Annotated in this window: 25 protein-coding genes, 1 tRNA gene and 1 other RNA gene; 10 read left to right on the plus strand and 17 right to left on the minus strand. The window is 74.9% G+C overall.

Annotated features, from left to right (window positions below; translation table 11 throughout):
* Positions 1-33: 33 nt before the first annotated feature.
* The gene (locus GWJ10_RS17055) at positions 34-399 is read left to right on the plus strand and encodes a metalloregulator ArsR/SmtB family transcription factor (RefSeq protein WP_043659923.1); all 366 of its coding nucleotides are present in this window, start codon (positions 34-36) and stop codon (positions 397-399) included.
* The gene (locus tag GWJ10_RS17060; protein WP_163188674.1) at positions 396-950 is read left to right on the plus strand and encodes an SRPBCC family protein; all 555 of its coding nucleotides are present in this window, start codon (positions 396-398) and stop codon (positions 948-950) included. Before GWJ10_RS17055 ends, GWJ10_RS17060 begins: the two co-directional genes overlap by 4 nt.
* Positions 951-1,001: 51 nt before the next feature.
* On the opposite strand, the gene GWJ10_RS17065 is transcribed toward GWJ10_RS17060, so the two are convergent.
* The 9 genes from GWJ10_RS17065 to ffs all read right to left on the minus strand — a co-directional run bounded on the left by GWJ10_RS17065 (position 1,002) and on the right by ffs (position 10,564).
* On the minus strand, positions 1,002-1,571 hold the full coding sequence (locus tag GWJ10_RS17065) for a DUF5063 domain-containing protein (RefSeq protein ID WP_043659926.1): 570 nt from the start codon (positions 1,569-1,571) through the stop codon (positions 1,002-1,004).
* Positions 1,572-1,586: 15 nt separating this feature from the next.
* Complete coding sequence (gene recR, locus GWJ10_RS17070) at positions 1,587-2,186, minus strand: recombination mediator RecR (RefSeq protein WP_021483478.1); 600 nt, start codon at positions 2,184-2,186, stop codon at positions 1,587-1,589.
* An 86-nt stretch (positions 2,187-2,272) separates the two neighbouring features.
* Positions 2,273-3,139, minus strand: coding sequence for a hypothetical protein (locus GWJ10_RS17075; RefSeq protein WP_163188675.1), 867 nt, complete (start codon positions 3,137-3,139; stop codon positions 2,273-2,275).
* Positions 3,136-3,732: an RNA polymerase sigma factor gene (locus GWJ10_RS17080; protein ID WP_163188676.1), complete on the minus strand. Its 597-nt coding sequence runs from the start codon at positions 3,730-3,732 to the stop codon at positions 3,136-3,138. The genes GWJ10_RS17075 and GWJ10_RS17080 overlap by 4 nt, the downstream gene beginning before the upstream one ends.
* A gap of 43 nt (positions 3,733-3,775) precedes the next feature.
* Entirely contained in the window at positions 3,776-6,970 is a 3,195-nt protein-coding gene (locus GWJ10_RS17085; RefSeq protein WP_163188677.1) for a DNA polymerase III subunit gamma and tau, read from the minus strand.
* 78 nt (positions 6,971-7,048) lie between these two features.
* Positions 7,049-7,711 (minus strand): methionine ABC transporter permease, encoded by a 663-nt coding sequence (locus tag GWJ10_RS17090; RefSeq protein WP_021483094.1) that lies wholly within the window; start codon positions 7,709-7,711, stop codon positions 7,049-7,051.
* Positions 7,711-8,874: a methionine ABC transporter ATP-binding protein gene (locus GWJ10_RS17095; protein ID WP_241005880.1), complete on the minus strand. Its 1,164-nt coding sequence runs from the start codon at positions 8,872-8,874 to the stop codon at positions 7,711-7,713. The genes GWJ10_RS17090 and GWJ10_RS17095 overlap by 1 nt, the downstream gene beginning before the upstream one ends.
* Before the next feature lie 216 nt (positions 8,875-9,090).
* Positions 9,091-9,993 carry a MetQ/NlpA family ABC transporter substrate-binding protein gene (locus GWJ10_RS17100; RefSeq protein ID WP_021482467.1) on the minus strand — a complete coding sequence of 301 codons (903 nt, stop codon included), beginning with the start codon at positions 9,991-9,993 and terminating at the stop codon, positions 9,091-9,093.
* Positions 9,994-10,467: 474 nt separating this feature from the next.
* Positions 10,468-10,564: signal recognition particle sRNA small type (gene ffs, locus GWJ10_RS17105), an RNA gene on the minus strand.
* A 166-nt stretch (positions 10,565-10,730) separates the two neighbouring features.
* On the opposite strand from ffs, the gene GWJ10_RS17110 reads away from it, so the two are divergent.
* The 5 genes from GWJ10_RS17110 to GWJ10_RS17130 all read left to right on the plus strand — a co-directional run bounded on the left by GWJ10_RS17110 (position 10,731) and on the right by GWJ10_RS17130 (position 15,294).
* Positions 10,731-10,816 (plus strand) — tRNA-Ser (locus GWJ10_RS17110).
* Between the two features lie 291 nt (positions 10,817-11,107).
* Positions 11,108-11,809 carry a TetR family transcriptional regulator gene (locus GWJ10_RS17115; RefSeq protein WP_076404487.1) on the plus strand — a complete coding sequence of 234 codons (702 nt, stop codon included), beginning with the start codon at positions 11,108-11,110 and terminating at the stop codon, positions 11,807-11,809.
* Complete coding sequence (locus GWJ10_RS17120) at positions 11,806-12,741, plus strand: ABC transporter ATP-binding protein (protein ID WP_163188679.1); 936 nt, start codon at positions 11,806-11,808, stop codon at positions 12,739-12,741. The genes GWJ10_RS17115 and GWJ10_RS17120 overlap by 4 nt, the downstream gene beginning before the upstream one ends.
* Positions 12,738-14,402 (plus strand): hypothetical protein, encoded by a 1,665-nt coding sequence (locus GWJ10_RS17125; protein WP_206158422.1) that lies wholly within the window; start codon positions 12,738-12,740, stop codon positions 14,400-14,402. The genes GWJ10_RS17120 and GWJ10_RS17125 overlap by 4 nt, the downstream gene beginning before the upstream one ends.
* A gap of 64 nt (positions 14,403-14,466) precedes the next feature.
* Positions 14,467-15,294, plus strand: coding sequence for a hypothetical protein (locus GWJ10_RS17130; RefSeq protein WP_061268970.1), 828 nt, complete (start codon positions 14,467-14,469; stop codon positions 15,292-15,294).
* 28 nt (positions 15,295-15,322) lie between these two features.
* On the opposite strand, the gene GWJ10_RS17135 is transcribed toward GWJ10_RS17130, so the two are convergent.
* The 8 genes from GWJ10_RS17135 to GWJ10_RS17170 all read right to left on the minus strand — a co-directional run bounded on the left by GWJ10_RS17135 (position 15,323) and on the right by GWJ10_RS17170 (position 23,866).
* Positions 15,323-15,817 (minus strand): hypothetical protein, encoded by a 495-nt coding sequence (locus tag GWJ10_RS17135; protein WP_163188680.1) that lies wholly within the window; start codon positions 15,815-15,817, stop codon positions 15,323-15,325.
* A 131-nt stretch (positions 15,818-15,948) separates the two neighbouring features.
* Entirely contained in the window at positions 15,949-16,659 is a 711-nt protein-coding gene (locus tag GWJ10_RS17140; RefSeq protein ID WP_021483553.1) for a response regulator transcription factor, read from the minus strand.
* Entirely contained in the window at positions 16,656-19,169 is a 2,514-nt protein-coding gene (locus tag GWJ10_RS17145; RefSeq protein ID WP_163188681.1) for an ATP-binding protein, read from the minus strand. The genes GWJ10_RS17140 and GWJ10_RS17145 overlap by 4 nt, the downstream gene beginning before the upstream one ends.
* A gap of 2 nt (positions 19,170-19,171) precedes the next feature.
* Positions 19,172-19,786, minus strand: coding sequence for a potassium-transporting ATPase subunit KdpC (kdpC, locus tag GWJ10_RS17150; RefSeq protein WP_061268974.1), 615 nt, complete (start codon positions 19,784-19,786; stop codon positions 19,172-19,174).
* 26 nt (positions 19,787-19,812) lie between these two features.
* Complete coding sequence (gene kdpB / locus GWJ10_RS17155) at positions 19,813-21,966, minus strand: potassium-transporting ATPase subunit KdpB (protein ID WP_061268975.1); 2,154 nt, start codon at positions 21,964-21,966, stop codon at positions 19,813-19,815.
* Between the two features lie 3 nt (positions 21,967-21,969).
* Positions 21,970-23,643, minus strand: coding sequence for a potassium-transporting ATPase subunit KdpA (gene kdpA / locus GWJ10_RS17160; protein ID WP_163188682.1), 1,674 nt, complete (start codon positions 23,641-23,643; stop codon positions 21,970-21,972).
* Positions 23,643-23,726, minus strand: coding sequence for a potassium-transporting ATPase subunit F (locus tag GWJ10_RS17165; RefSeq protein ID WP_206158428.1), 84 nt, complete (start codon positions 23,724-23,726; stop codon positions 23,643-23,645). Before GWJ10_RS17165 ends, kdpA begins: the two co-directional genes overlap by 1 nt.
* Positions 23,727-23,728: 2 nt before the next feature.
* Positions 23,729-23,866, minus strand: a complete 138-nt coding sequence (locus tag GWJ10_RS17170; RefSeq protein ID WP_163188684.1) for a hypothetical protein — start codon at positions 23,864-23,866, stop codon at positions 23,729-23,731.
* A gap of 229 nt (positions 23,867-24,095) precedes the next feature.
* On the opposite strand from GWJ10_RS17170, the gene GWJ10_RS17175 reads away from it, so the two are divergent.
* Genes GWJ10_RS17175 through GWJ10_RS17185 form a run of 3 tightly spaced genes read left to right on the plus strand, consistent with a single transcriptional unit; the run spans position 24,096 to position 25,731 of the window.
* A complete protein-coding gene (locus GWJ10_RS17175; protein WP_021480409.1) occupies positions 24,096-24,392 on the plus strand; it encodes a type II toxin-antitoxin system VapB family antitoxin in 297 nt (98 codons plus the stop codon).
* 25 nt (positions 24,393-24,417) lie between these two features.
* A complete protein-coding gene (locus GWJ10_RS17180) occupies positions 24,418-25,068 on the plus strand; it encodes a LytR C-terminal domain-containing protein (RefSeq protein ID WP_061268978.1) in 651 nt (216 codons plus the stop codon).
* A gap of 54 nt (positions 25,069-25,122) precedes the next feature.
* Positions 25,123-25,731, plus strand: coding sequence for a GNAT family N-acetyltransferase (locus GWJ10_RS17185; RefSeq protein WP_163188685.1), 609 nt, complete (start codon positions 25,123-25,125; stop codon positions 25,729-25,731).
* Positions 25,732-25,793 lie beyond the last annotated feature (62 nt).

Raw genomic sequence — 25,793 nt, forward strand, 5'->3', positions numbered from 1 at the left:
CCCTACGCGTAACCGCACGGTTACGCTTGACGCATGGACGTGTTCGAGGCGGTCGCCGACGACGTGCGCCGCGACCTGCTCCGCGCGCTCCGGGCGGGGTCGCTCAGCGCGGGCGACCTCGCGCGCGTGCGCGACGACGTCTCCCGCCCGGCCGTGAGCCGCCACCTGCGCGTGCTGCGCGAGGCGGGGCTCGTGGAGGCCGTCGTCGCGGGACGCCGTCGCGTCTACTCGCTGCGGCCCGCCGCGCTCGACCCCCTCGCCGCGTTCGTCGCGGCGCTCACCAGACCCGCCCCGCCCGTCCCGGCGCGGGCGCTCGACGGCCTCGACCTCGAGGTCCGCCGCACGACCCGAGAACGTCGTGCCGAACGCGGCACGACCCGGCACGAGGAGAGCGCATGAGCGACCCGACGACGCCTTCGAAGGCGCCCGTCCCGGCGGCACCCGGTCTGCCGACACCCGGCGGGACGGTGGAGCGCGGGCCCGCGGGCGACGAGCTCGTCGTCACGCGGGCGTTCCGCGCGCCGGCCGACGACGTGTGGGCGAGCCTCACGGAGCCCGACCGGCTCGCGCGGTGGATCGGCTACTGGGAGGGCGACCCCGCGACCGGCCGCGTCGAGTTCTTCATGACGGCCGAGAGCGACGACCCCGATCCCGAGGAGTACCGCATCACCCGGTGCGAGCCGCCGCACCGCTTCGCCGGGGTGACGTCCTCGGGCGACCAGACGTGGCACCTGTCCTTCGAGCTCAGCGAGCAGGACGGCGTCACGACGCTGACCTTCCGCCAGCTCCTCGGCCCCGGCGACGACGCCCGGAACATCGGGCCCGGGTGGGAGTACTACCTCGACCGGCTCGTCGCCGTCCGCGAGGGGCGCGACGCCGCCACCGTGCCGTGGGAGCCGTACCTCGCCGGGCTGGCGGACCACTACGGCCGGGCGGCCGACGCCGTCTGACCGTGGGACGCCCGCGGCGCCGAGGGCACCCCAGGAGCCGGGAGTGACGGCTCAGGACTGGAGGGCGTCGTACTCCGCCTCGGTCGCGACGTCGTCCTCGACGTCGAGACGCAGGTGCGCGAGCGCGAGCTGCAGGACGCGCAGCGCGCTCGCGGCGCGCTCCCCCCACAGCGAGACGTAGGAGAACTGCCACCACCACAGGCCCTCGAGCTCGCGGCCGCCGTCGTAGTGCTGCAGGCCCTTCGCGAGGCACTCGGCCACGCACGCGAGGTCGCCCGAGAGCGACGCCGCACCGACCTCGGCGCCGACGAGCGGGTCGGTGATCTCGGCGTAGTCGTCGAACCCGTCGAAGAGCCGCGCGAGCGCCGTCCGCAGCGGGTCCACGTCCGTGTCGCGGCCGGCGTCGGGCTCGAAGCGCTCGACCGGCACGACGTCGCCCACGGCCCCCAGGCGGGCGCCCGCGGCGAGCGCGTCGGACAGCGCGAGGAGCAGGAGCGGCAGCACCGCGCCGGGGGCCGCGCCGGACGCGACCTGCGTCGTCGTGGTGAGGTAGGCGCGGGCCTGCTCCGCCATGCCCTCGGCGATCTCCCGCAGGTCGGGGTCGTTGTGGATCTCCCCCATGCTCGTCACCTCCCGTCAGCCGCCGACGAGGCGGCGGCCCTCGAACGCCCGGCCGAGCGTCACCTCGTCCGCGTACTCCAAGTCTCCACCGACCGGGAGGCCCGACGCGAGGCGGGTCACGCGTAGGCCCATGGGGCCGAGCATGCGCGCGAGGTAGGTCGCGGTGGCCTCGCCCTCGACGTTCGGGTCGGTCGCGAGGATCACCTCGGTCACCTGCCCGTCCGCGAGCCGGCTCATGAGCTCCGCGATCCGTAGGTCGCCCGGCCCGACGTTCTCGATCGGGTTGATGGCGCCGCCGAGCACGTGGTACCGGCCGCGGAACTCGCGCGTGCGCTCGATCGCGACGACGTCCTTGGGCTCCTCGACGACGCAGATCACCTCGGGCGAGCGGCGCGGGTCCGCGCAGATGCGGCACTGCTCCGACTCCGCGACGTTGCCGCACGTCTCGCAGAAGCGGACGCGCGCCTTCACCTCGGTGAGCGCGTCGGCGAGCCGGCGCACGTCCACCGCGTCCGCGGCGAGCAGGTGGAACGCGATGCGCTGCGCGCTCTTGGGCCCGACGCCGGGAAGCCGGCCGAGCTCGTCGATCAGGTCCTGGACAGCGCCTTCGTACACGCCCCCAGCCTACGGGGCGCGGCCCGCACGGCGGACCCGGCCCGCCGCCGTCGCGGACAGGCCGGGTCCGTGCCCGGGCACCGGGGTCAGTCCGGGAGCTCGGGCGTCACGGTCCGCGTGGTGCCGTCCGTGTACGTCGCCTCGTAAGCGAGGGTCGGCAGCGGGCCGCCCTCGCCGTCGGGACCGTCCACCGTCTCCGGGTCGAAGATCGGCCCGGGCCACCAGGCCACGAAGCGGCCGTCCTCGAGCGTCGTCTCGACGGCGGTCCCGTCCGCGAGCCGGAGCGTGAGCGCCACGACGTCGGCGCCGGCACGGCCACCCGTCATCGACAGGACGGGACGCTCGCGGCTCCACGGGTAGGCCTTGCCGCCCGACTGGAACATCGCGCCCTCCGCGACGCCCCGGGCGGAGGGGACGAGGTCGCCACCGCCCGCGGACCCGGCGGAGACGTCCTCCGCCTCGTCCGCGCCCGGGGGCAGGTAGCCGACGCACGACGACTGCAGCGTCTGCCCCTGCGCGTCGTCGTGGAGGTACATCACGGCCGCCCACGAGCCGCGACGCTCCGCGAGCACCACGTCGTCGACGGTCACCGCCCGCTCGGAGCCCAGCCGCGCCTGGCACGCCGCGTCGAGCACGGCGAGGTCCTGCGAGGAGAGGGCGTCCGGCTCGGGCGTCCACGACGCGAGCGCGTGCGGTGCCGGACCGACGAACGGGAGCGCGAACGCCGCCGCCGCGGCGGCGGCCACGGCCACCGGGATGCCGATCCGGCGGGCCGCGCGGCGCCGGGCCTGCACGGCGAGGTGCCCGACGGCGAGCGCGCCCGTCGTGCCCGGCTCCTCGCCGGCGAGGATGCGGTCGAGGCCCTGCGCCGCTCGCGCGGCCTCGGCGGCGGAGAGGTCGGACGCGGGGGCGTGATCGAGCCCGCGGAGCATGGTCAGGTCGTCGTGCGTCATCGGAGCGCCTCCTGGGCGGTGACGTCGAGGGATGGGGTCGGGAGGGCGGCGGGCCGGTGGTCCTCGCCGTCCGCGCCGGTTCCCTCGTCGAGGGCGAGCAGCCGGCGGAGCGCCGTGCGAGCGCGGTGCAGGCGGAGCCGATAGGCGACCGCCGAGATGCCGAGGACGCGTCCGGCGTCAGCGGACGGCAGGTCCTCCCAGAGGAGCAGCGACAGCACCTCCTGCTGCTCCGGGGTGAGCCGGCGCCACGCCGCGGCGAGGTCGGAGCGCGCGGCGGTCTGCTCGTCGGGGGCCGGGAGCATCGGCTCGGGCTGCGCGGCGAGCCGGACACCGAGCGCACCGCGTCGCGTGCTCGCCCGCCGGTCGTTGAGGAGGCAGCCGCGCGCGACCCCGAACAGCCACGCCCGTTGCGCGTCCCGGGTCGGTGGGAGGTCGCGCATCCGCCGCCACGCGACGACGAACGCCTCGTGGACGACGTCCTCGGCGTGGTCGTCGTCGGTGCGTCGCCGCACGAAGCGCAGCACGTCGGCGTACGTGTCTCGGTAGAGGTCGCGGAACCGTTCCTCACGGTCCGCCACGGGAGGTGGGCTCATACCTCGTACGTGTCCGGCAGCCGGCCCGCTGTTTCGAGGGGCGTCAGCCCTGGTCCTGGATCTCCTCGATGATCTTGCCGTCGAGCAGGCTCACCACGAGCGCCGTCCCGACGAGGCCCGTCGAGACGATGTCGGGGTCGTCGGCGGACGGGAGGTCGTCCATCGGGTCGGCCGTGGACGGTTCGCCCCGCCGGGCGGGTTCCTCGGCGGGCCGCGGGACGCGGGCCGCCGCGATCGCCGCGCGAGCGGCGGAGACGCCGCGCAACGGTGCGGCCGACGTGCCTGCGGACGCCGGTGCGGCGGGGGCCGCCGCGCGGGCGGGCGCCCCCTGCGACGAGGCCGCGGGCGACGCCGCGGACGGCCGTCCGGGCGCCGTCGGCGCGGTGGCGGCGGACGGCGCGGTGCGGGCGGGGGCCTGCGTGGGGGTCGGGGTGGTCGGCGGGGCCGGTTCGAGCACGGGCTCCGGCTCGGGGCCGTCGTCGAGGTCGACGGGCGGCTCCGCGGGCAGCCCCGCGAGCCACGCCTCGTCCGCGCTGTCCACGCGCGGTGCGGGCGCCGGTGCGGACGCCGGGACCGACGCCCCGGCAAGCCAGGCCTCGTCGGCGGCGTCCACCACGGTCGAGCTTGCCGGCGGCGCGGCGGGTGCGGTCTCGGTGCTCGGTCGCTCCTGGAGCGCGACGGCGGCGCGCGGGGCCTCGTGCGCCTCCGCGGCCTCGTCCGCCGGGCGGGAGGTGCTCGCGGAGCGGGCGGCGCCGGGCGCGCTCGGCGCCGCGACGGTCGCCACCGGCACTCCTGCCTGCACGCCGCTCGAGCCGTGGAGGGCGGCAGCCCCGACGCTCGCCGAGGCGGACCCCGCAGGGCCGGACGCGGCGGAAGCGGCCGCCGTCGGGGCGCTCGCCGCCGGGCCGGACGACGTGGCGACGGGCGACGCGGGTCCCGACGGCGCGGGGCCGCCGGACGGCGCGGGCGCTACCGGCGCAGGGCCGGACGACGGCGCCGAGCCGCCGCCCGCCTGACCACCCTCGTCGAGGCGCGGCTCGACGCGGACCTGGAGCCCGAGCGTCTGGTAGACGACGTCCTGGACCGCGCTCGTGTGCCGGGACGACGAGAACGTGCGGGCCAGCCCGGGCGACGGGAACGCGAGGTAGAGAACGTCGGCGCCGAGCTCCGCGACCTGCGCGTTGGCGCTCACCAGCGACCACGTCACGGGGCTCGCGCGCAGGTTCTCGAGGACCTCCGGCCAGCGCCGGCGCAGCTCCTCCGTCGTCAGGGCAGGGCTCGCGCCACCCGCCGCAGGAGCAGACGACGCGGCCGCCTCCTGCCGGGCAGCCGCCTCGCGCGGCGTCGACGGCCGCGGGGTCTCCTCGCGCGGCGCCTCGTCGCGTGACGTCTCGTGGCGCGAGGCCTCGTGGTGCGGTGCCTCGTGGTGCGGTGCCTCGGGGGCGTGGGAGGGAGCGTCCCCCGAGGCAGCAGAGGCAGCGGTCGCGCGGGCGGGGTCGTCCGAGGCCTCGGACTCTGCGACGGACGTCGTGCCGGACTCGGTGCCCGACGCGTCGGACGCGGTACGGGGCGGGGCGCTCGCCGCACCGGACACGGGACCGGTCCGCTCGGGGCCGGACGCCTCGGCAGTCGCGGTCTCCTCGCCCCGCGCGGACGAGTGCGTGGGAGCGGACGACCCGACGGCCGACCCGGCGCTGTCGACCGCCGACGACCCCGCACCGTCGGCCGCGCGCGACGCGGCAGCGGGTGATGCGGCGGCGGGTGATGCGGCGGCGGGCGATGCGGCGGCAGGCGACGCGGAGGCGTCGCCGGACGGACGCTCCTGCTCCGGCGCGGCGGGAGCCGCGACGCGCCCGACCGGCGTCGGGTCCTGCGCGGCCGGCGCGCTCGCAGGTGCCGCGGCGGGCTGGCCCGGTCGCGCGGGCCGGAGCGCCGCGCGGACGGCAGCGGCACCGGTGAGTCCCGAGGAGGGCGCGCCGGCCGGAGCAGCAACCGGGGCCGTCGCGGTGGCCGTGGCGCCGTCGCCCGGGGCGGGCGTCCCCGCGGCCGGGGGGACCACGACGTTGCCCAGGCCTCCGCGCTCGAGCCGGTCGAGGCGCGCCGCGAACCCGGCCGCGCCGTCGTCCGCTCCGGGCAGGAGCAGGCGGGCCATGAGGAGCTCGAGGTGCAGGCGGGGCGACGTCGCGCCCGTCATCTCGGTGAGCGCGGCGTTGACGAGGTCGGCGGCCCGGGACAGCTCGGCCACCCCGAGGTGCTGCGCCTGCGTGCGCATGCGCTCGAGCTGGTCGGCGGGCTGGTCGCGCAGGACGGCCTGCGCCTCGTCGCCCGACACCGCGATGACGATGAGGTCGCGCAGGCGCTCGAGCACGTCCTCGACGAAGCGCCGCGGCTCGTGCCCCGTCGCGATGACGTGGTCCACGACCCGGAAGATGCTCGCGCCGTCGCGCGCGGCGAGCGCGTCCACGACGTCGTCGAGCAGGGTCGCGTGCGTGAAGCCGAGGAGCGCGACCGCGCGCTCGTACTCGACGGCGCCGTCCTCGGCACCCGCGATGAGCTGGTCCATGACGGACAGCGAGTCACGGACCGAGCCGCCGCCCGCGCGCGTGACGAGCGGGACCACGCCGCTGCCGATCGACACGCCCTCGGCCGCGCACAGCTCCTCGAGGTAGGGGCCGAGCACGTCCGGCGGGACGAGGCGGAAGGGGTAGTGGTGCGTGCGCGAGCGGATGGTGCCGATGACCTTGTCCGGCTCCGTCGTCGCGAACACGAACTTCACGTGCTCCGGCGGCTCCTCGACGAGCTTGAGCAGGGCGTTGAAGCCCTGCGGCGTCACCATGTGCGCCTCGTCGAGGATGAAGATCTTGTACCGGTCGCGCGCGGGAGCGAACGCCGCGCGCTCGCGCAGCTCGCGCGCGTCGTCCACGCCGTTGTGCGACGCCGCGTCGATCTCGACCACGTCGAGGCTGCCCGGGCCGCCGCGCGCGAGCTCGACGCACGACGGGCACTGCCCGCACGGCGTGTCGAGCGGGCTCTCGGGGGTGTTGCGCTCGCAGTTGAGCGTGCGCGCGAGGATGCGCGCGCTCGTCGTCTTGCCGCACCCTCGGGGCCCGGAGAACAGGTAGGCGTGGTTCACCCGACCGCTGCGCAACGCCTGCATGAGCGGTGCGGTCACGTGGTCCTGACCGATCACCTCGGCGAAGGTCTCGGGCCGGTAGCGGCGGTACAGGGCGGTGCTCACCCCGGTCACTCTAGACGTCGCGACCCACACGCACGAGGTCGCTCCGCCGTCGGTCCCGCCGGTCCCGGCCCGGCCGCGTCAGCGGTGCAGCGCCTTGCGCGCGAGCCAGTTGCCCAGCAGCTGCGCGACCTGCACGATCGCGATGATGACGAGCACCGTCACGACCACGACCCCCCAGTTGTAGCGCTGGTAGCCGTAGACGATCGCGAAGTTCCCCAGCCCGCCGCCGCCGATGATCCCGGCGATCGCCGACATGTCGAGCACCGCGATGAAGAGGAACGTGTAGCCGAGGATGAGCGGCGCGAGCGCCTCGGGCACGAGCACCGTCGTGATGATGCGCCACGACGACGCGCCCATGGCACGCGCCGCCTCGATCACGCCCGGGTCGATGCCCACGAGGTTCTGCTCGACGATGCGGCTCGTGCCGAACGCCGTCATCACCGACAGCGGGAAGATGAACGCCTCCGTGCCGAGCGTCGTCCCGACCACCTGGAGCGTCACCGGTCCGAGCAGGGTGACGAAGATGATGAACGGGATCGGCCGCACGATGTTGACGAGCACGTTGAGCACGCCGAACACCCAGCGGTTGGCGAGCAGGTTGCCGCGCCGCGTCACGTAGAGCGCGATGCCGAGCGCGAGGCCCGCGACGCCGCCCGTGAGCAGGGCGACGGACACCATCTGGAGCGTCTGGCCGAACGACTCGACGAGGATCGGCCACAGCTGGGACCAGTCGCGGTTCATCAGCGGCCTCCGAGGTTGCCGTGGCGGAAGAGGGTGTCGCGGGCGAGGCCGTACGGGTCGCCCGGGTCGTCGTCGGTCGGGTCGGGGGCGTCCTCGTCGGCCGGAGCCGCGGCGAGGCGCGCGACGCGCGGGTCTTCGAGCGGGTGCTCCGCCGTCCCGAGGTCGACGACGTCGGCGCGCTCGCCCAGCGCGAGGAGGAACGGCGCGATGCGGTCCTCGGGCGCGTCGAGCTCGACGGTGAGCGACCCGAACGGCCGCTCCCCCACCTCGGAGATGCCGCCGTAGACGACGGACCCGTCGACGTCGTGCTCGCGCAGCAGGCGGAACAGGTCCGTCCCGGTGCTCGCGCCCTCGCGCACGCCGACCGTCACGAGCCGGCCCGGGTGGCGCTCGCGCAGGCGGGCGAGCGTCTCGCGCGACGGCCGGTCGTGCAGCGCGGTGCCGACGAACCGCTGCGCGGCGTCGGCGCGGGGCGCGGAGAAGACGTCGTACACGTCGCCCGTCTCGACGACCCGCCCGTGCTCCATCACGGCGACGCGGTGGCACGTCGAGCGCACGACCTCCATCTCGTGCGTGATGACGACGATGGTGATGCCGAGCTCGGCGTTGACGCGCCGCAGGAGCGCGAGGACCTCGCGCGTCGTCTCGGGGTCGAGCGCGGAGGTCGCCTCGTCGGCGAGAAGGATCGTGGGCTGCGCCGCGAGCGCGCGGGCGATCCCGACGCGCTGCTTCTGCCCGCCCGAGAGCTGGCGCGGGTACGCCTTCGCCTTGTCCGCGAGCCCGACGAACGCGAGGAGCTCCGCGACGCGCGCTGCCCGCTTCTCGCGCGACCAGCCCGCTACCTTGAGCGGGTAGGCCACGTTCCCGGCGACGGTGCGCGACGACAGCAGGTTGAACTGCTGGAACACCATCCCGATGCGCGAGCGCACCTCGCGCACGCGGCGCTCGGACAGGCCCGTGATGACCTGCCCGTCGACGACGACCTCGCCGCTCGTCACCGTCTCCAGCGCGTTGACGAGCCGCACGAGCGTCGACTTCCCGGCGCCGGAGTAGCCGATGACGCCGAAGATCTCGCCGCGGCGGATGGACAGCGAGACGTCGTCGACCGCGTGCACGGCACCGTCGCCCTCGCCGAAGGTCTTGCTCACGTGGCGCAGCTCGATCGCGGGCTGCTCGTCACCACCCGGGTCGCGGGGGACGTCGGTCACGTCGGAATCCTCTCGTCGGAGGCCGGGCCGCAGGGCCGGGCCGCCTGGCGCGGTCGGGCGCCCGCCGTCGGGCGAGCCGTCCGCCTGCCATCGTCTCTCCCCGGCACGACGGCGCGCGAGGGCGGGCGCGTCGTGCGCGCCCGCCCTCCCGTCGCCCGGGACGTGCCGGGGTCAGCCGCGGATGTCGGCCTCGATGCCCGCGAGGATCTCCTGGAGCTCCGCCGGGGAGTTCTCCTTGATGACGGCTGTGCCGCCCGACGCCTTCTTCTCGGCCTCGACGACCTCCGGCGAGTGCGAGAGCTCGGCGAGCTTGAGCAGCGTCTCGTCGTCCTTGTCCTCGGCGCGCGCGACCCACACGTTGATGTAGGGCTTCGCGGCGTCGGAGTCGGGGTCGTCCTGGAACAGGGCCTCGTCGGGCGAGAGGCCCGCGTCCTCGACGAAGTCGTTGTTGATGATCGACGCGTCGACCGACTGGAGCTGGATCGGGGTCTGCGCGGCGTCGACGGGCGTGACGGTCACCTTCGAGCTGGGCAGCACGTCGGCCTCGGTGGAGATGGAGCTCCCGCCGTCCTTCAGCTCGACGAGGCCGGCCTCCTGCAGCACGAGGAGCGCGCGGGCGAGGTTCGTCGGGTCGTTGGGCACGGCGACCTGGCCGCCGTCGGGGATCTGCTCGAGCGACGTGTGCTTCGTCGAGTACAGGCCGAGCGGGTAGACGGCGGTCGCGCCGATGGGCTGCAGGTCGTCGTTCGCGTCCACGTTGTAGCCCGCGAGGAACTGCAGGTGCTGGAACTGGTTCACGTCGAGCTCGCCCTGGGACAGCGCGGGGTTGGCCTGCGTGTAGTCCTGGAGGTCGACGAGCTCGACGTCGATGCCCTCGGCCTCGGCCTGCTCCTGGAAGACGGCCCACTTGTCGTCGGACGCGCCGACGACGCCGACGCGGATCGGACCCCCGTCGCCGCTCTCGCCGGAGGCGCCGCCCGAGGAGTCGCCGCCACCGCACGCGGTGAGGGTCAGGGCGGCCGTCGCGGCGATCGCGGTCCAGGTCAGACGCTTGCGGGTGGTGGAGAACGACATGGGGGTTCCTTCCGATGACGGCGGCGCGGTCACGGGTGGCGACCGGCACGGCCGGGGGTGCAGGGGGTCCCTGTGAGGCGGTGGGGTTCGGGGTGCTTCCGGCGGGCCATCAGCCACGCGGCGAGCGGGGGCCGGTCGTCGTCGAGGACGACGCGACGGGTGCGGCGCAGGTCTCCCTGCGGGTCACGACGGCGTCAGCAGCCGCACATTCGCCCGGTGCGCACGCGGCGACAGCACGACGAGCCGGCGCAGGCTGCTGCGCGCGGGGTCGTGGTCACGACGTGCTGACGGGTCATGCCGACATCATGGGCACGACGACGGCCCGCACGCCAATCTCCGACCGCGAAAGTCCACGATGTGGACCGGAAAGTGATCGCATGCCGGGAACGGAGGCGCCTCAACCGGGCGAAAAGCGGCGAATGCCGCGAGGTGGCGGGCGGCACACTCGGACGGTGGGGTGTGCGGTCCGGGGACGCAAAGGACCCCTCGCACACCCACCAGAGCTCACCTACCCTTGCTGCCTTCCGGCCCTGGGGGAGTTCGGCGAGATGATGCCGCACGAGGGGTCTGCACCCACCCTAGCCCAGGTCGGTGCCGCGCTCGAAACCCGCTCCACCGCGCGCCCCGCCGCGCGCCTGATCGCAGGCTCTCCGGAGGCGATTCGGCCGGGGCGCCGCCGTCCGGTATCCTCGTTGCGCTGCTGTCGGTGCGCATCCGCGCGTCGCCGACCGTCGCCAGGAGGATTCGCCTAGTGGCCTATGGCGCACGCTTGGAAAGCGTGTTGGGTTAACAGCCCTCGGGGGTTCGAATCCCCCATCCTCCGCAGACCGAAGGGCCCGCCGCACTCGCGGCGGGCCCTTCGTCGTCGGGGTGCGGGCGCACACCGAAAAGGCCCGTCGCACAGGTGCGACGGGCCTCTCGACGTCCCGACGGTCCGACGCGCCGGGACGTGGCGCCGGCGGTGCCGCCGACGGCTCCCCCCAGCCTACGGGTGTCCGGCCCGGAACGGCAGGGGTGGAGAGCCCCGGAGTCCCGGATCTTCGCCACATCCACCCACCCTGGGAGCCCCCTGGACCCCTGGACAGGCGTTGAACGCGTGTTTAGTCTATTGAACATGCGTTCAGAGCAGCCTCCGCGGACCGGTCGGGCCACGCCCGCGCCGTCGGGCACCGACGACCTCACGACCCGTGCCCGTATCCGGGACGCCGCGATCTCGCGGTTCGCGCGTGACGGGTTCGGCGCGCCGCTGCGCACGGTCGCGGCGGACGCGGGCGTGAGCGCGGCGCTCGTCGTGCACCACTTCGGCTCCAAGGACGGGCTGCGCCGGGCGTGCGACGCGTACGTGTTCGACGCCGTCCGCGCCGCGAAGACCGACGCGATCTCGCCGCAGGACCCGGCGGCCGGGCCCATGGCGCTGTTCACGCAGCTCGCCGGGATCGAGGACTACGCGCCCGTGTTCGAGTACACGCTGCGCAGCCTCCAGGCGGGCGGCGACCTCGCGCGGTCGTTCGTCGAGCACCTCACGCAGGTCACGCTCGAGTACATGGAGGACGGCGTCGCCGCCGGGGTGATCCGCCCGAGCCGCGACGAGCCCGCCCGCGCGCGGTACCTCGTCTCGCTCTCCCTCGGCTCGCTCCTCGTCGACGGCGCGCTGCGCGAGCGGACCGAGCCGCGCGACCCCGAGACCGACCTCCGCGAGTACGTCGAGCGCGTGATGCTGCCCGCGCTCGAGGTCTTCACCGAGGGGCTCTTCGTCGAGCCGACGCTGCTCGACGCGTACGTCCGGCACACCACCCACCAGGAGGAGACGCGATGACGAGCACGACCCCCGCCGTCGAGGTGCACGACCTGCGCAAGGCGTTCGGCCACGTGCAGGCGCTCGACGGCCTCGACCTGACCGTCCGCACGGGCGAGGTCGCCGGGTTCCTCGGGCCCAACGGCGCCGGCAAGTCGACCACGATCCGGGTGCTGCTCGGGCTGCTGCGCGCCGACTCGGGGACCACCCGGCTGCTCGGCGGGGACCCGTGGCGCGACGCCGTCGACCTGCACCGCCGCCTCGCGTACGTGCCGGGCGACGTGAGCCTGTGGCCGAACCTCACCGGCGGCGAGGCGATCGACCTGCTCACCCGGCTGCGCGGGCGCGTCGACCCGCGCCGCAAGGAGCTCCTGCTCGAACGCTTCGAGCTCGACCCGTCGAAGAAGGCGCGCACGTACTCCAAGGGGAACCGGCAGAAGGTCGCGCTCGTCGCGGCGTTCGCGTCCGACGTCGAGCTGCTCGTGCTCGACGAGCCGACGTCGGGCCTCGACCCCCTCATGGAGTCGGTGTTCACGCAGTGCGTGCGCGAGGTCACGGCGGAGGGCCGGTCGGTGCTGCTCTCGAGCCACATCCTCGCGGAGGTCGAGAAGCTGTGCGACACCGTGACGATCATCCGGGCCGGCCGCACCGTCCAGTCCGGCACGCTCGCCGAGCTGCGGCACCTCACGCGGTCGTCGGTCACCGCGGTGACCGACCGCGACCCCGCCGCCCTCGACGCGCTCGACGGCGTGCACGACCTCCTCGTCGAGCCCGGCGCCGACGGGACGCGGGCGCGTTTCGACGTCGACAACGACCACGTGGAGCCCGTGCTGCGCGCGCTCACCGAACTGGGGCTGCGGTCCGTCACGGTCACCCCGCCGTCGCTCGAGGAGCTGTTCCTGCGCCACTACGGCGACGAGCTCGCCCAGCTCGACGGGGCCGGTGCGCTGTGAGCGCCCCCACCGCGGCCCCGCCCCGCGGACGAGGCGCCGCCGTCGCTCCCGAGCCCCCGGGTCCCGGCCGCGCGGCGACGGGCTGGCTCACCCTGTTGCGCTTCGTCCTGCGCCGCGACCGCGTCCGCATCCCCGTGTGGACGGCGTCCGTCGCGCTCCTCTTCGGGTACGCGGCGGTCGCCCTCGACACGCTCTACCCGACGGCGGCCGACCGCCAGGCGCGCGCGGCGCTCGTCTCGAGCCCGGCCGGGATCATGCTGTCCGGGCCGCAGTACGGCATCGAGGACTACACGCTCGGCGCGATGATCGCCAACGAGATGGCGCTCACCGTCATGGTCGCGGTCGCGATCATGAGCATCTTCCTCGTCGTGCGGCACACGCGCGCCGAGGAGGAGACCGGCCGGGCCGAGCTCGTCCGGGCGGGCGTCGTGGGGCGGCACGCGCCCGCGACCGCGGCGTTCGTGGCGGCGGTCGTCGCGAACGCGGCCATCGCGCTCGCGACCGGCGTCGTGCTCGTCGCGACCGGGCTCGACGCCGTGGACTCCCTCGCGCTCGGCGCCGCCGTCGGGGTCACGGGCCTCGTGTTCGCCGCCGTCGCCGTCGTGACGAGCCAGGTCACCGAGCACGCGCGCGGCGCGAGCGGGCTCGCGCTCGCCGTGCTCGGCGTCGCGTTCCTGCTCCGCGCCGTCGGCGACGTGCAGGAGGAGCACGGGAGCTGGGTCTCGTGGCTCTCCCCCATCGGGTGGGCGCAGCAGATCCGGGCGTTCGTCGACCTGCGCTGGTGGCCCCTCGGCCTGTCCGTCGCGCTCGTGGTGCTGCTCCTCGCCCTGGGCGCGGCGCTCGCCGCCCGGCGCGACCTCGGCGCCGGGCTCGTGCCGCCCCGCGCGGGCCGGCCCGACGCCGCCCGCTGGCTCGCGAGCCCGCTCGCCCTCGCGTGGCGTCAGCAGCGCGCGTCCGTGCTCGCGTGGGCGATCGGGATCGGCGTCACGGCGCTCGCGTGCGGGACGTTCGTCGACTCGGTGGGCGACATGGTCGCGGCCAACCCCGAGGTCGCCCAGATGATCGGCGACGCGTCCGACCTCGTGGCCGGCTTCGTCGCCGTCATGGCGCTCTTCCTCGGGCTCGGCGCGGGCGGGTTCGCCGTCGCCTCGGCCCAGCGCGCGCGGGGCGAGGAGACCGCGGGGCGGCTCGAGCCGGTGCTCGCGACGGGTGTCGGGCGCGTGCGGTGGCTCGCGGGCCAGCTCGTCGTGACGCTGGTCGGGACGTGCGTGCTGCTGGCCGTGAGCGCCGTCGGGCTGTGGCTCGGCGCCCTGAGCGTCGGGGAGGACGCGTTCGGCCTCGGTGACCACCTCGCCGCGTCGTTCGCGTACCTGCCCGCGGTCGCGGTCGTCGCGGGGGTCGCGGTGGCGGCGTTCGGGTCGCGCCCCGGCCTCGCGGCGCTCGCGTGGGCGCTCCTCGCCTACTCGTTCGTCGTGACGATGTTCGGCGCCCTGCTCGACCTCCCGTCGTGGGCGAGCGGGCTCTCGCCCTTCTGGCACGTGCCCCAGCTCCCCGGGGCCGGCGCCGAGCCGTGGCCCTTCGTCTGGCTCACGCTCCTCGCCGTCGTGCTCGTCGCGCTGGGCCTCGCGGGCTTCCGCCGCCGCGACGTCCCGCGCCCCTGACGCGTGGCCGTCGTGGGCTCCGGCTAGGCTCGATCCACCTTTTCCGACCACGGAGGTGACGGTCATGTCCACGCCCGACCGGAGCGACGCGACGCGCTCGGCCAGGGCCACCCTGCACGAGTGGGTCGACGCGATCCCCACGCGGGAGCCGACCGAGGGTGCCGGAGCCCGCGAGCCGCGCACGTGGGTCGCGGCCCTCGCGCTCGAGGGCACGTGGCTGGGCCTGTACCAGGACGCGTACCGGTTCACCGAGACGGAGTGGGACGAGCTGGTCGACGACCTCTCCCGGTACGCCGACGTCCGGCCGCCCGCGCGCGCCGTCGTGTTCCGCGACGTCGAGCTCGACGAGGACCCGTTCCGCGACGACGAGCGCCCGCTCGTGGACGCGGTGCTGCGTGTCGCGCTCGAGGAGGGGGTCGAGAACGTCACCTTCGCCGCGGTCGCGCGGCGGTGCGACCGCAGCGAGTCGACCCTGCGGTCGATGTTCGGGGACGCCGAGACGCTGGTCGACGACGTCGCGATCGAGGTCGTGCAGTCCGGGTTCGACGACCTCTCGCCGCTGCGGCTCGACCCGTCGCGCGCCGCGGTCGCGGCGTCCGTCGCGGCGCTCGACGACTCGCGCAAGGCGGCGGCGCTCCTGCGCCTCTACGCCCTCGGCGGGGTGGCGCGCGACGACGTGCCCGAGGGCCAGCACACCGTCCACGCGGACGTGCTGCGCGCGTGGCGGGAGGAGGGCGCGCCGTCGTCCCTCGTGCTCGCTGCGCTCGCGTGCGACGGCTGGCGGGCGGGCGAGCGGCAGCGCGCGCTGCTCTTCCCTCCGGCCCTGCCGGGTGCGGTCGTGCGCGAGCTCGCGCGCCTCGTCGACGACGCCGCGGGCCCCGTGACACCGTAGCGGTCCCCTCACGGCCCGCGGCTCCCGCTCAGCGCCGGAGCTCGCGCTCGTGGACGACGCCGGGGCACGGGACCGCGACGACGTCCCCACGCCGCAGGTCCTCCGGGAGCCGCACCCCGCCCCCGGCGCGGCCCGGGGCGGGGTGCACGGTGAAGCGGCGCAGGGGTGCCGCCGAGACGCGTCCGACGAGCCGGGCCTCCTCGACCGCCGCGCCGCACGCGTCGAGGTCGGCGTCGAGCCACACCTGCCGGTGGTGGCCCCCGAGGCGCGGGACGACGTCCTCCACCCCGGCGAGCACGACGCACCGCGGCGACGCCTCCCACAGCCGCCCGACGCGGCCCGGGTCGGCGCTCGCGGGCACGTGGACGGTCGGGGTCGCGCGCAGCCGGGCGCAGGCGGCGAGGCTCGTCCCGTCGACGAGCACGTCGTGCGGGGCGAGGACGGTGCCGCCCGGCCAGGCCGACGAGGGAGCGCCGCGCAGCGCGGCGAGCCGGGCGGAGAACGCGGTGTGCACGAGAGTCATGACTCCGGTCTACCGCGCGCGGCGGGGGCGGGAACCGGGCCTGACGGAACGCACACGGCCCGCGCCCGGATCCTCACGGCCTCCCGACGGGCGTGGTCGCCGCCCGTCGGGAAGCCGCCCGCGGACGGCCCTCAGGACGCCGCGGTCGGCGCCCCGGGGTCCGGCTCGAAGCGGTAGCCCATGCCCGCCTCGGTGAGCAGGTAGCGCGGGGCCGCAGGCTCCGGCTCGAGCTTCTTGCGGAGCTGCGCGACGTACAGGCGCAGGTAGCCCGTGTCGCTCACGTGCTGGGAGCCCCAGATCTCCGTGAGCAGCGTCTGCCGCGTGACGAGCTTGCCCGGGTTGCGGACGAGCCGCTCCAGCACCTGCCACTCCGTCGGGGTGAGCCGCACCTGCTCGGTCTGGCCGTCGCGCACGCGCACGACGCTGTGGGCCGACAGGTCGACCGTCACGTCGCCCAGCACGACGACCGGGGCGGAGTCCTCGTGCGCGACGCGGCGCGTGAGCGCACGGATGCGGGCGAGCAGCTCCTCGATGGAGAACGGCTTCGTGACGTAGTCGTCGGCACCCGCGTCGAGGGCCTCGACCTTGTCGGCGGCACCCGTGCGCCCGGACACCACGAGGATCGGGGCGTCCGACCAGCCTCGGACGGCGTGGATCACGTCGAGGCCGTCGAGCTCGGGCATGCCGAGGTCGAGCATGAGGACGTCGGGCCGGTGGTCGATCGCGCGCGCGATCGCCTGCGAGCCCGAGGTCGCCGTGATGATCTCGTAGCCCTGCGCGGTGAGGGTGATGCGCAGGGCGCGCAGGATCTGCGGGTCGTCGTCGGCGATGAGGATCTTCATGGCGCGCTGGTCTCCGGTGCGTCGGGGTGGGGCGTCGGGCCCGCGGCGGGCAGGGCCACGACCATGGTGAGCCCTCCGCCGGGGGTGTCCTCGGGGGTGAGCGTGCCGCCCATGCCCTCGACGAACCCCTTCGACAGCGCGAGGCCGAGCCCGAGGCCGGTCGTGTTGTCGGTGTCGCCGAGGCGCTGGAACGGCACGAACACGTCCTCGCGCCGCTCGGGCGGGATGCCCGGGCCGTGGTCGACGACGCGGATCTCGACCGACCCCCCGAACGCGCTCGTCGAGATCCGCACACGCTCGCCCGGCGGCGAGTGCCGGGTCGCGTTGGCGAGCAGGTTGACGAGCACGCGCTGGAGCAGCACCGGGTCGGCGACGACCGCGGGGACGTCGAGCTCGAGGTCGAGCTCCACCTGGGCGGGCCCGAGACCGAGCTCGTCGAGCGCGGGCAGCACGACGTCGGCCGGCTCGACCTCGGTGCGCGACACCCCGAGGACGCCCGCCTCCAGCCGGCTGACGTCGAGCAGGTCGGTGATGAGCGTGCCGAGCGCGCCGAGGCTCTCGTCGGCGGTCGCGAGCAGCTCGTCCCGGTCGGCGGGGCTGAGCGCGCCGCGCGTCGAGCGCAGGCCGCTCACGGCGGCGGTCGCGGCGCTCAGCGGTCGGCGCAGGTCGTGGCTCAGCGCCGACAGCAGCGCGCTGCGCACGCGGTCGGACTCGGCGAGCTGGTCCATCTCGCTCGCGACCTCGGCGAGGTCGCTGTGCTCGAGCGCGGCCTCGAGCTGGACCGCGATGACGTTGAGCAGGCGCCGCTCGGACGCGGCGAGGTCCGGCCCGAACAGCTCGAGGTCCGCCCGGTCGTCCACGCGCACCGTCGTGCTGGGCGTGCCCGGCCCCGGGTCGCCGTCGGCCGCGAGCTCCGTCCCGGAGACGACGAGCCGCGCCCCCACCATGCCGAACGCCTCGCGCGCCCGGCTCACGAGGGCCTGCACGGCGTCCTGCCCGCGCAGGACGCTGCCCGCGACCGTGGCGAGCACCTCGGACTCCGCGGCCGCCCGCCGGGCCGCGCGCGTCGTGCGCGCCGCGCGGTCGACGACGACGCTCACGAGGACGGCGATGACGACGTACAGGACGAGGGCCACGAGGTGGAACCGCTCGCCCACGGTGATCGTGTGCAGGGGCTCGACGAAGAAGTAGTCGAGCGTGACGCCCGACAGGACCGCGGCGTAGACCGCGGGCCAGACGCCCCCGACGAGCGCGACGACGACGACGAGCAGCTGGTACGCCAGGACGTCGGTCACGAGCGTGTCCTCGTCGCGCGCCGTGACGAGGAGCCAGGTGAGCAGCGGTCCGCCGACGAGCGCGAGGACGAACCCCGCGACGCGACGCCGCAGGGTGAGCGCGCCGCCCGAGCGGGGCAGGCGTGCCCCTCCCCCGGCGGCGGCGTGGTTGACGATGTGGACGTCGATGTTGCCCGCCTCGCGCGTGACCGTCGCGCCGATGCCGGGGCCGCTGAGGGCCGACGCGAGCCTGCCCCGGCGCGAGACCCCGATGACGAGCTGCGTGGCGTTGACGCCCTTGGCGAACTCGACGAGCGCGGTGGGGACGTCGTCGCCCACGACCTGGTGGTACGTCCCGCCGAGCTGCTCGACGAGCGCGCGCTGGTGCGCGAGCGCGCCGGGGGCCGCGTCGCGCAGGCCGTCCTGCGTCGTGACGTGCACCGCGAGGAGCTGGCCGCCCGCCGACCGCGCGGCGATCCGGGCGCCGCGCCGCACGAGCGTCTCCCCCTCCGGGCCGCCCGTGAGCGTCACGACGACGCGCTCCCGCGCCTCCCAGGTGCTGTCGATCCCGTGCTCGGTCCGGTAGAGCTGGAGCGCCGCGTCGACCTCGTCGGCGAGCCAGAGCAGCGCGAGCTCGCGCAGCGCGGTGAGATTGCCGAGGCGGAAGTAGTTCGACAGCGCCGCGTCGACGCGCTCGGCCGGGTACACGTACCCGCCCGCGAGGCGGTCGCGCAGCGCCTGGGGCGCGAGGTCGACGACCTCGATCTGGTCGGCGCCGCGCAGGACGGCGTCGGGGATCGTCTCGCGCTGCACGGCGCCCGTGATCTTCTCGACCACGTCGTTGAGCGACTCGATGTGCTGGATGTTGACGGTCGAGATGACGTCGATCCCGGCGTCGAGCAGCCGGTCGACGTCCTGCCAGCGCTTCTCGTGGGCGAGGCCCGGCGCGTTCGTGTGCGCGAGCTCGTCGACGAGCGCGACGTCCGGGCGCCGCGCGAGGACGGCGTCCAGGTCGAGGTCCGTGAGCGCGACGCCCCGGTGGGTCACGCGGACGCGCGGCACCACCTCGAGGCCCTCCGCCATGGCCGCCGTCGCGGCGCGGCCGTGGGTCTCCACGACCGCGACCACGACGTCCCGGCCCTCGTCGCGCAGACGGCGGCCCTCCTCGAGCATGGCGTAGGTCTTCCCGACGCCGGGCGCCGCGCCGAGGAGGACCCGCAGCCGTCCGCGCGCCATGCTCAGCCTCCGATCCGGTCCAGGTCGACGTTGAGCTCGAGCACGTTCACCGTCGGCTCGCCGAGGTACCCCAGCGCACGCCCCCCAGTGTGCCGCGCGACGAGCTCCTCGACCTGCGCGGTGGTCAGACCGCGCGCCGCCGCGACGCGGTCGACCTGGACGGCGGCGTAGGCCGGGCTGATGTGAGGGTCGAGCCCGGAGCCCGAGGCCGTGAGCGCGTCCACGGGGACGTCGGCCGGGTCGATGCCCTCGAGCTCCGCGACCTGGGCGCGCCGCTCCGTGATCGCGGCGACGAGGTCCTCGTTCTCGGGACCGAGGTTCGAGCCCGACGACGCCGCGGCGTCGTACCCGTCGCCCGCGGCCGACGGCCGGGGCTGGAAGTACTCGGGCAGGGGGTCGCCGTCGGCGTCGGTGAACGCCTGCCCGAGCAGGGCCGACCCGACGACCCGGCCCGCGCCGTCGTGCACGAGCGAGCCGTCGGCGCGCGCGGGCAGGACGAGCTGCCCGACGCCCGTGACGACGAGCGTGTACCCGACGCCGAGGAGGAGGGTGAGGACGAGCATCGCCCGGGTCGCGACCCAGACGACCCGCCCGGTGCTGCGTGCCGTGGTGTTCATGGGGGTTCTCCTGGTCGTCGTACGGGTCAGTAGCCGGGAAGGAGGCGCACGACGAGGTCGATGAGCCAGATGCCGACGAACGGGGCCACGAGGCCGCCGACGCCGTAGACGAGCAGGTTCCGCCCGAGGATCGTCGAGGCGTCGGCGGGCCGGTACCGCACGCCGCGCAGCGCGAGCGGGATGAGCAGCACGATGACGATCGCGTTGAAGACGATCGCCGACAGCACCGCCGACGACGGCGAGCTGAGGCCCATGACGTTGAGCACCTCGAGGCCGGGGAACACGCCCATGAACATCGCGGGGATGATCGCGAAGTACTTCGCGACGTCGTTGGCGATCGAGAACGTGGTGAGCGCCCCGCGCGTGATGAGGAGCTGCTTGCCGATGCGCACGACGTCGATGAGCTTCGTCGGGTCGGAGTCGAGGTCGACCATGTTGCCGGCCTCCTTCGCGGCCGACGTGCCGGAGTTCATCGCGACGCCCACGTCGGCCTGCGCCAGGGCGGGCGCGTCGTTCGTGCCGTCGCCCGTCATGGCGACGAGGTTGCCGCCCTCCTGCTCGGCGCGGATGAGCGCGAGCTTGTCCTCGGGCGTGGCCTCGGCCAGGAAGTCGTCGACGCCGGCCTCCTGCGCGATCGCGGCGGCGGTGAGCGGGTTGTCGCCCGTGATCATCACGGTGCGGATGCCCATCGACCGCAGCTCGGCGAAGCGGTCCGCGATGCCCTCCTTGACGACGTCCTTGAGGTGGACGACGCCGAGCACGCGGCTCACGCCGTCCGGCGTCCGCACCGCGACGACGAGCGGCGTGCCGCCCGACTGCGCGACCTCCTCCACGACGTCGTCGAGCTCCGCGAGCACGCTCGACGCCGCCCGCTCGCCGCCCTGCTCGACCCACGCCGTCACGGCGGAGCCGGCGCCCTTGCGGATCTGGGTCCCGTCCGGCTCGTCGAGCCCCGACATCCGGGTCTGCGCCGTGAACGGCACGATCTCGCCCGGCGCGGTCGGCCCGACGTCGAGGCCCCCGCGGCGCGCGAGCTCGACGATCGACGTGCCCTCCGGCGTCGGGTCCGCGAGGGACGACAGCGCGGCGGCCCGGACGAGCTCGCGCTCGTCGACGTCGCGCAGCGCGACGAACCGCGCGGCCTGCCGGTTGCCGTAGGTGATGGTGCCCGTCTTGTCGAGCAGGAGGGTCGTGACGTCGCCCGCCGCCTCGACCGCGCGGCCGGACATCGCGAGCACGTTGCGCTGCACGAGGCGGTCCATCCCCGCGATGCCGATCGCCGAGAGCAGCGCGCCGATCGTCGTCGGGATGAGGCAGACGAGGAGCGCGACCAGCACCGCGACGCTCACCGGGCTCGCCGCGTACGACGCGACGGGGTTGAGCGTGAGGGCGACCACGACGAACACGATCGACAGCGACGCGAGGAGGATGCTCAGCGCGATCTCGTTCGGCGTGCGCTGCCGGCTCGCGCCCTCGACGAGCGCGATCATCCGGTCGACGAACGTCTCGCCCGGCATCGAGGTGACGCGCACGACGATGCGGTCCGACAGGACGCGCGTGCCGCCGGTGACGGCGGACCGGTCGCCGCCCGACTCGCGGATCACCGGTGCGGACTCGCCCGTGATCGCGGACTCGTCGACCGACGCGATGCCCCAGACGATCTCGCCGTCGCCGGGGACCAGCTCCCCCGCCTCGACGACGACGACGTCCCCCAGCCGCAGGTCGGCCGAGGACACCTCGACCGCGCGGGCGCGCAGGGCGCCGGGGTCGCCCGTCTCGTCGTACGCGGCGACCCGGTGCGCGACGGTCGCGGTGCGGGTCCGGCGCAACGAGTCGGCCTGGGCCTTGCCGCGGCCCTCGGCGACCGACTCCGCGAGGTTGGCGAACAGGACCGTGAGCCAGAGGAACACGGCGATGACCGCGGTGAAGGACCCGGGGACGGGCGTGCCGCCCGACTCCTCCGGGCCGCCGAGGAACGGCTCGACGACCGCGATCAGGGTGGTGAGCGCGGCCCCGACCCAGACGAGGAACATCACGGGGTTGCGCCACATCTGGCGCGGGTCGAGCTTGCGGAACGCGCCGGGCAGCGCCTGGCGCACCTGCGACCAGGTGAAGAGGCCGCCGGTGGTCGCGGCCGGCTGGTGCACGGTGCGCGGGGACGGGTGGGTGAGCGTGGACATGGGTTACAGCAGCCCTTCAGCCAGGGGGCCCAGCGCGAGAACGGGGAAGTACGTGAGCGCGGTGAGGAGGACCACCACGCCGATCAGGAGCCCCACGAACTGGGGGCGGTGGGTCGGCAGCGTGCCGACGGTCGCGGGCACCTTGTCCTGCTGCGCGAGCGAGCCCGCGAGCGCGAGGACGAGGGCGATCGGCACGAACCGGCCGAGCAGGATCGCGGCCCCGAGCGCGGTGTTGAGCCACGGGGTGTTCGCGGTGAGACCCGCGAACGCCGACCCGTTGTTGTTGGCCGCGGACGTGAAGGCGTACAGCACCTCGGTCGTGCCGTGCACGCCGGGGTTCCAGATCGACACCGTCTCGACGCTCTCGCGCACGGGCGGGATCGCGAAGCTCAGGGCCGTGCCGACGAGCACGAGCGTCGGCGTCACGAGGATGTAGAGGCTCGCGAGCTTGATCTCGCGCGGCCCGATCTTCTTCCCCAGGTACTCCGGCGTGCGACCGACCAGCAGGCCCGCGATGAAGACCGCGATGACGGCGAGCACGAGCATCCCGTACAGCCCGGAGCCGACGCCGCCCGGGGCGACCTCGCCGAGCATCATGTTGAGCAGCGGGAGCATCCCGCCCAGCGCCGTGTAGGAGTCGTGCATGGAGTTGACCGCGCCGGTCGACGTCGTGGTGCTCGTCGTGGCGAAGAGGGTCGAGCCGATGACCCCGAACCGCGCCTCCTTGCCCTCCATCGCGCCCCCGGCGAGCTGCGGCGCGGTGCCGTTCCCGGCGGACTCCAGCGCGGTCAGGGCGACGAACGACGCCACGAAGAGCACGCCCATCGTCGCGAGGATCGCGTAGCCCTGGCGGTCGTCGCCGACCATCCGGCCGAACGTGCGCGGCAGGGAGAACGGGATGACGAGCATGAGCAGGACCTCGACGACGTTCGTCCACGCCGACGGGTTCTCGAACGGGTGCGCCGAGTTCACGTTGAAGAACCCGCCGCCGTTCGTGCCGAGCAGCTTGATGACCTCCTGCGAGGCCACCGGCCCGCCCGGCACGCTCTGGGTGCCGCCCGCGAGGGTCGTGACCTGCGTGAAGCCGTCGAAGTTCTGCACGACGCCGCCGACCAGCAGCACGACCGCGCCGACGAGGGAGATCGGGAGCAGGATGCGCAGGCACCCGCGCACGAGGTCCACCCAGAAGTTGCCGATCGTGCCGACCCGGCGGTACGCGAAGCCCCGCACGAGCGCGACGGCGACCGCCATGCCGACCGCCGCGGACACGAAGTTCTGCACCGCGAGCCCGGCGAGCTGCACGGTGTAGCCGAGCGTCTGCTCCGGCGAGTACGACTGCCAGTTCGTGTTGCCCACGAACGACGCGGCCGTGTTGAAGGCGAGGTGCTCCGAGGGCGCGGGCAGCCCGAGCGAGTACGGCAGCCACTGCTGCGTGCGCTGGAGCAGGTAGAGCAGCACGAGGCCCACGGCCGAGAACGCGAGGATGCTGCGCAGGTAGGCGGGCCACGTCTGCTCGGAGCGGGGGTCGACGCCCAGGACGCGGTACAGGCCCCGCTCCACCCGCCAGTCCTTCGGCGAGGAGTAGACCCGCGCCATGTGGTCGCCCAGCGGGCGGTAGAGCGCCGCGAGGACCAGGGCGACGGTCCCGAGCGCGAGGAGCGCGAAGATCCAGGTCATCAGAAGCGCTCCGGTCTCACGAGCGCCACCACGAGATACACGATCGCCGCCGCACCGAGAGCCGCGGCGAGGAGCTCGAGCATGATCACAGCTTCTCCACCGCCTTCCCGATTCCGGCGACCAGCACGAACACGGCGATCACGCCGAGCACGTAGACGATGTCGAGCACGAGACGTCCCCAGGTCGAGACCGACGGCCCCCTGTCGGGCGGCCGGGCACCCACCGGACGGGGCGCCGACGACGATCGAACACCCGCTCCGGGACGGCGGAGCCCGTCCTCACGGGACCCATACGGGCCGGGGCGCGACGCTAACGATCTCCTGACGGTCGGCCGTCGGTCCGGGCGGTCGCGGACGAGCCCGTCGGTTCCCGTGGGGAGTTCGTGACGAGTGCGTGACCGACGCCCCGCCATCGGGGGCGGCGGCCGCCGTCGGGCACCTAGGATGTCCCGCATGATCTTCAAGGCCGTCGGCGACGGGCGCCCCTACCCGGACCACGGCCGGGTCACCGCCCGCGACTGGGCGGAGGTGCCCCCGCGTCAGGTGCGCCTCGACGAGCTCGTCACCACCAAGCGCACGCTCGACCTCGACGCGCTCCTCGCCGAGGACTCCACGTTCTTCGGCGACCTGTTCGCGCACGTGGTCGAGTTCGACGGCGTCCTCTACCTGGAGGACGGCCTGCACCGCGCCGTCCGCGCCGCGCTGCAGCAGCGGGCGATCCTGCACGCGCGCGTGCTGACGCTGCGATGAGCGGCCGGTCCGGTAGGTTGCTGGCGTGACACTCCGCCCCGACACCGCGCGCGCCGTCCGCCGCCGGCGCATGCACGAGCGCCAGGCAGTCGTGTTCGGGCTGCTCATCGCGGCGCTCGCCGTCGTCGGGATCGGCGCCCTCGCCGTGTACACCGGCGCGATCGAGGCGCCGTTCGACCGGGAGCTGTCCTCCCCCGAGCCCGTCGACGACCTCGCGGGGGTCAAGGTCCCCTGCCTCGCGGACGGCACCCTGCCCGTCGCCACCGGCGAGATCCAGGTCAACGTCTACAACGCGTCCGGCAAGGACGACCCGCTGGGTCGGCTCAACCAGGACATCCTCACGTCGCGCGGGTTCGCGGTGCTCTCGACGGGCAACGCCCCGGACCTCGACGGCGACGGGAAGTCCGACGTCGTGTCGCGCACGCAGATCCACTTCGGTGCCGCGGGCATCGCGCAGGCGTACACCCTCGCTGCGCACTACGAGAACCCTGGCCTCGTGCTCGACGCGCGCGGGGACGCGACGGTCGACCTCTACGTGGGCGCCGACTTCGAGAACATCGTGGACCCGGAGCTCGTCGGCCTGTCCGGCGACGTCCCGCTCGAGAGCCGTACGGGGTGCGTCCCGATCGAGGAGATCACGCCCCGCCCGCTGCCCGTGCCCCCCGCCGAGGGCTAGCTAGCACGTCCCGGCCCGGCGCCCGCCGGGCACCCTGACCGCCGAACGGTACCCATGAGCACCCTGCCCCTCCGGCCCGCCCGGACCACCGACCCCGCCGAGGTCGACCGCCTGTACGAGATCTGCCTGCGGACCGGTGCGTCCGGCGCCGACGCGAGCGGGCTCTACGCCGACCAGCGCCTGCTCGGCGAGGTCTATCTCGGCGCGTACCTCGCGCTCGAGCCGGGCCTGGCGTCCGTCGTCGAGGCCGACGGCGTCGCCGCCGGCTACGTGCTCGGCGCCCGCGACACCGCCGCGTTCGAGGACCGGTGCGAGCGCGAGTGGTGGCCGCCGCTGCGGGAGCGCTACCCCCTCGGGAGCTTCCCCGCGGCGTCGCGCGACGAGGCGCTCGTCGAGCAGATCCACCGCCCGCACCGCACGGACCCGTCCGTGCTCGGCGACTACCCGTCGCACCTGCACGTCGACCTGCTGCCGTCCGCCCAGGGCGGCGGCAACGGCCGCCGCCTCATGGAGGTGCTCTTCGACGCGCTCCGCGCCGCCGGGTCGCCCGGGGTGCACCTCGGCGTGGCGGAGGACAACGCGTCCGCGATCGGCTTCTACGAGCACCTCGGCTTCACCCGGCTCGACGTCGCCGAGGGCCTCGTCCTGGGCCTGCGCCTCTAGCCGACGGCCCGGCGGGCTCACGCCTGCCGGGCCGTCGTCTCCGTGGAACCTCCGAGGAGGCC

The organism is Cellulosimicrobium sp. SL-1 (assembly GCF_011033075.1).
Classification (GTDB): domain Bacteria; phylum Actinomycetota; class Actinomycetes; order Actinomycetales; family Cellulomonadaceae; genus Cellulosimicrobium; species Cellulosimicrobium funkei.

What these genes read in the sequence shown, in the direction of transcription:
- GWJ10_RS17055 (WP_043659923.1), top strand. Translation starts at nt 34, where the DNA reads ATGGACGTGTTCGAGGCGGTCGCCGACGACGTGCGCCGCGACCTGCTC.
- GWJ10_RS17060 (WP_163188674.1), top strand. Translation starts at nt 396, where the DNA reads ATGAGCGACCCGACGACGCCTTCGAAGGCGCCCGTCCCGGCGGCACCC.
- GWJ10_RS17065 (WP_043659926.1), bottom strand. Translation starts at nt 1,571, where the DNA reads ATGGGGGAGATCCACAACGACCCCGACCTGCGGGAGATCGCCGAGGGC.
- GWJ10_RS17075 (WP_163188675.1), bottom strand. Translation starts at nt 3,139, where the DNA reads ATGACGCACGACGACCTGACCATGCTCCGCGGGCTCGATCACGCCCCC.
- GWJ10_RS17080 (WP_163188676.1), bottom strand. Translation starts at nt 3,732, where the DNA reads ATGAGCCCACCTCCCGTGGCGGACCGTGAGGAACGGTTCCGCGACCTC.
- GWJ10_RS17090 (WP_021483094.1), bottom strand. Translation starts at nt 7,711, where the DNA reads ATGAACCGCGACTGGTCCCAGCTGTGGCCGATCCTCGTCGAGTCGTTC.
- GWJ10_RS17100 (WP_021482467.1), bottom strand. Translation starts at nt 9,993, where the DNA reads ATGTCGTTCTCCACCACCCGCAAGCGTCTGACCTGGACCGCGATCGCC.
- GWJ10_RS17115 (WP_076404487.1), top strand. Translation starts at nt 11,108, where the DNA reads ATGCGTTCAGAGCAGCCTCCGCGGACCGGTCGGGCCACGCCCGCGCCG.
- GWJ10_RS17120 (WP_163188679.1), top strand. Translation starts at nt 11,806, where the DNA reads ATGACGAGCACGACCCCCGCCGTCGAGGTGCACGACCTGCGCAAGGCG.
- GWJ10_RS17130 (WP_061268970.1), top strand. Translation starts at nt 14,467, where the DNA reads ATGTCCACGCCCGACCGGAGCGACGCGACGCGCTCGGCCAGGGCCACC.
- GWJ10_RS17135 (WP_163188680.1), bottom strand. Translation starts at nt 15,817, where the DNA reads ATGACTCTCGTGCACACCGCGTTCTCCGCCCGGCTCGCCGCGCTGCGC.
- GWJ10_RS17140 (WP_021483553.1), bottom strand. Translation starts at nt 16,659, where the DNA reads ATGAAGATCCTCATCGCCGACGACGACCCGCAGATCCTGCGCGCCCTG.
- GWJ10_RS17145 (WP_163188681.1), bottom strand. Translation starts at nt 19,169, where the DNA reads ATGGCGCGCGGACGGCTGCGGGTCCTCCTCGGCGCGGCGCCCGGCGTC.
- kdpC (WP_061268974.1), bottom strand. Translation starts at nt 19,786, where the DNA reads ATGAACACCACGGCACGCAGCACCGGGCGGGTCGTCTGGGTCGCGACC.
- kdpB (WP_061268975.1), bottom strand. Translation starts at nt 21,966, where the DNA reads ATGTCCACGCTCACCCACCCGTCCCCGCGCACCGTGCACCAGCCGGCC.
- kdpA (WP_163188682.1), bottom strand. Translation starts at nt 23,643, where the DNA reads ATGACCTGGATCTTCGCGCTCCTCGCGCTCGGGACCGTCGCCCTGGTC.
- GWJ10_RS17165 (WP_206158428.1), bottom strand. Translation starts at nt 23,726, where the DNA reads ATGCTCGAGCTCCTCGCCGCGGCTCTCGGTGCGGCGGCGATCGTGTAT.
- GWJ10_RS17175 (WP_021480409.1), top strand. Translation starts at nt 24,096, where the DNA reads ATGATCTTCAAGGCCGTCGGCGACGGGCGCCCCTACCCGGACCACGGC.
- GWJ10_RS17185 (WP_163188685.1), top strand. Translation starts at nt 25,123, where the DNA reads ATGAGCACCCTGCCCCTCCGGCCCGCCCGGACCACCGACCCCGCCGAG.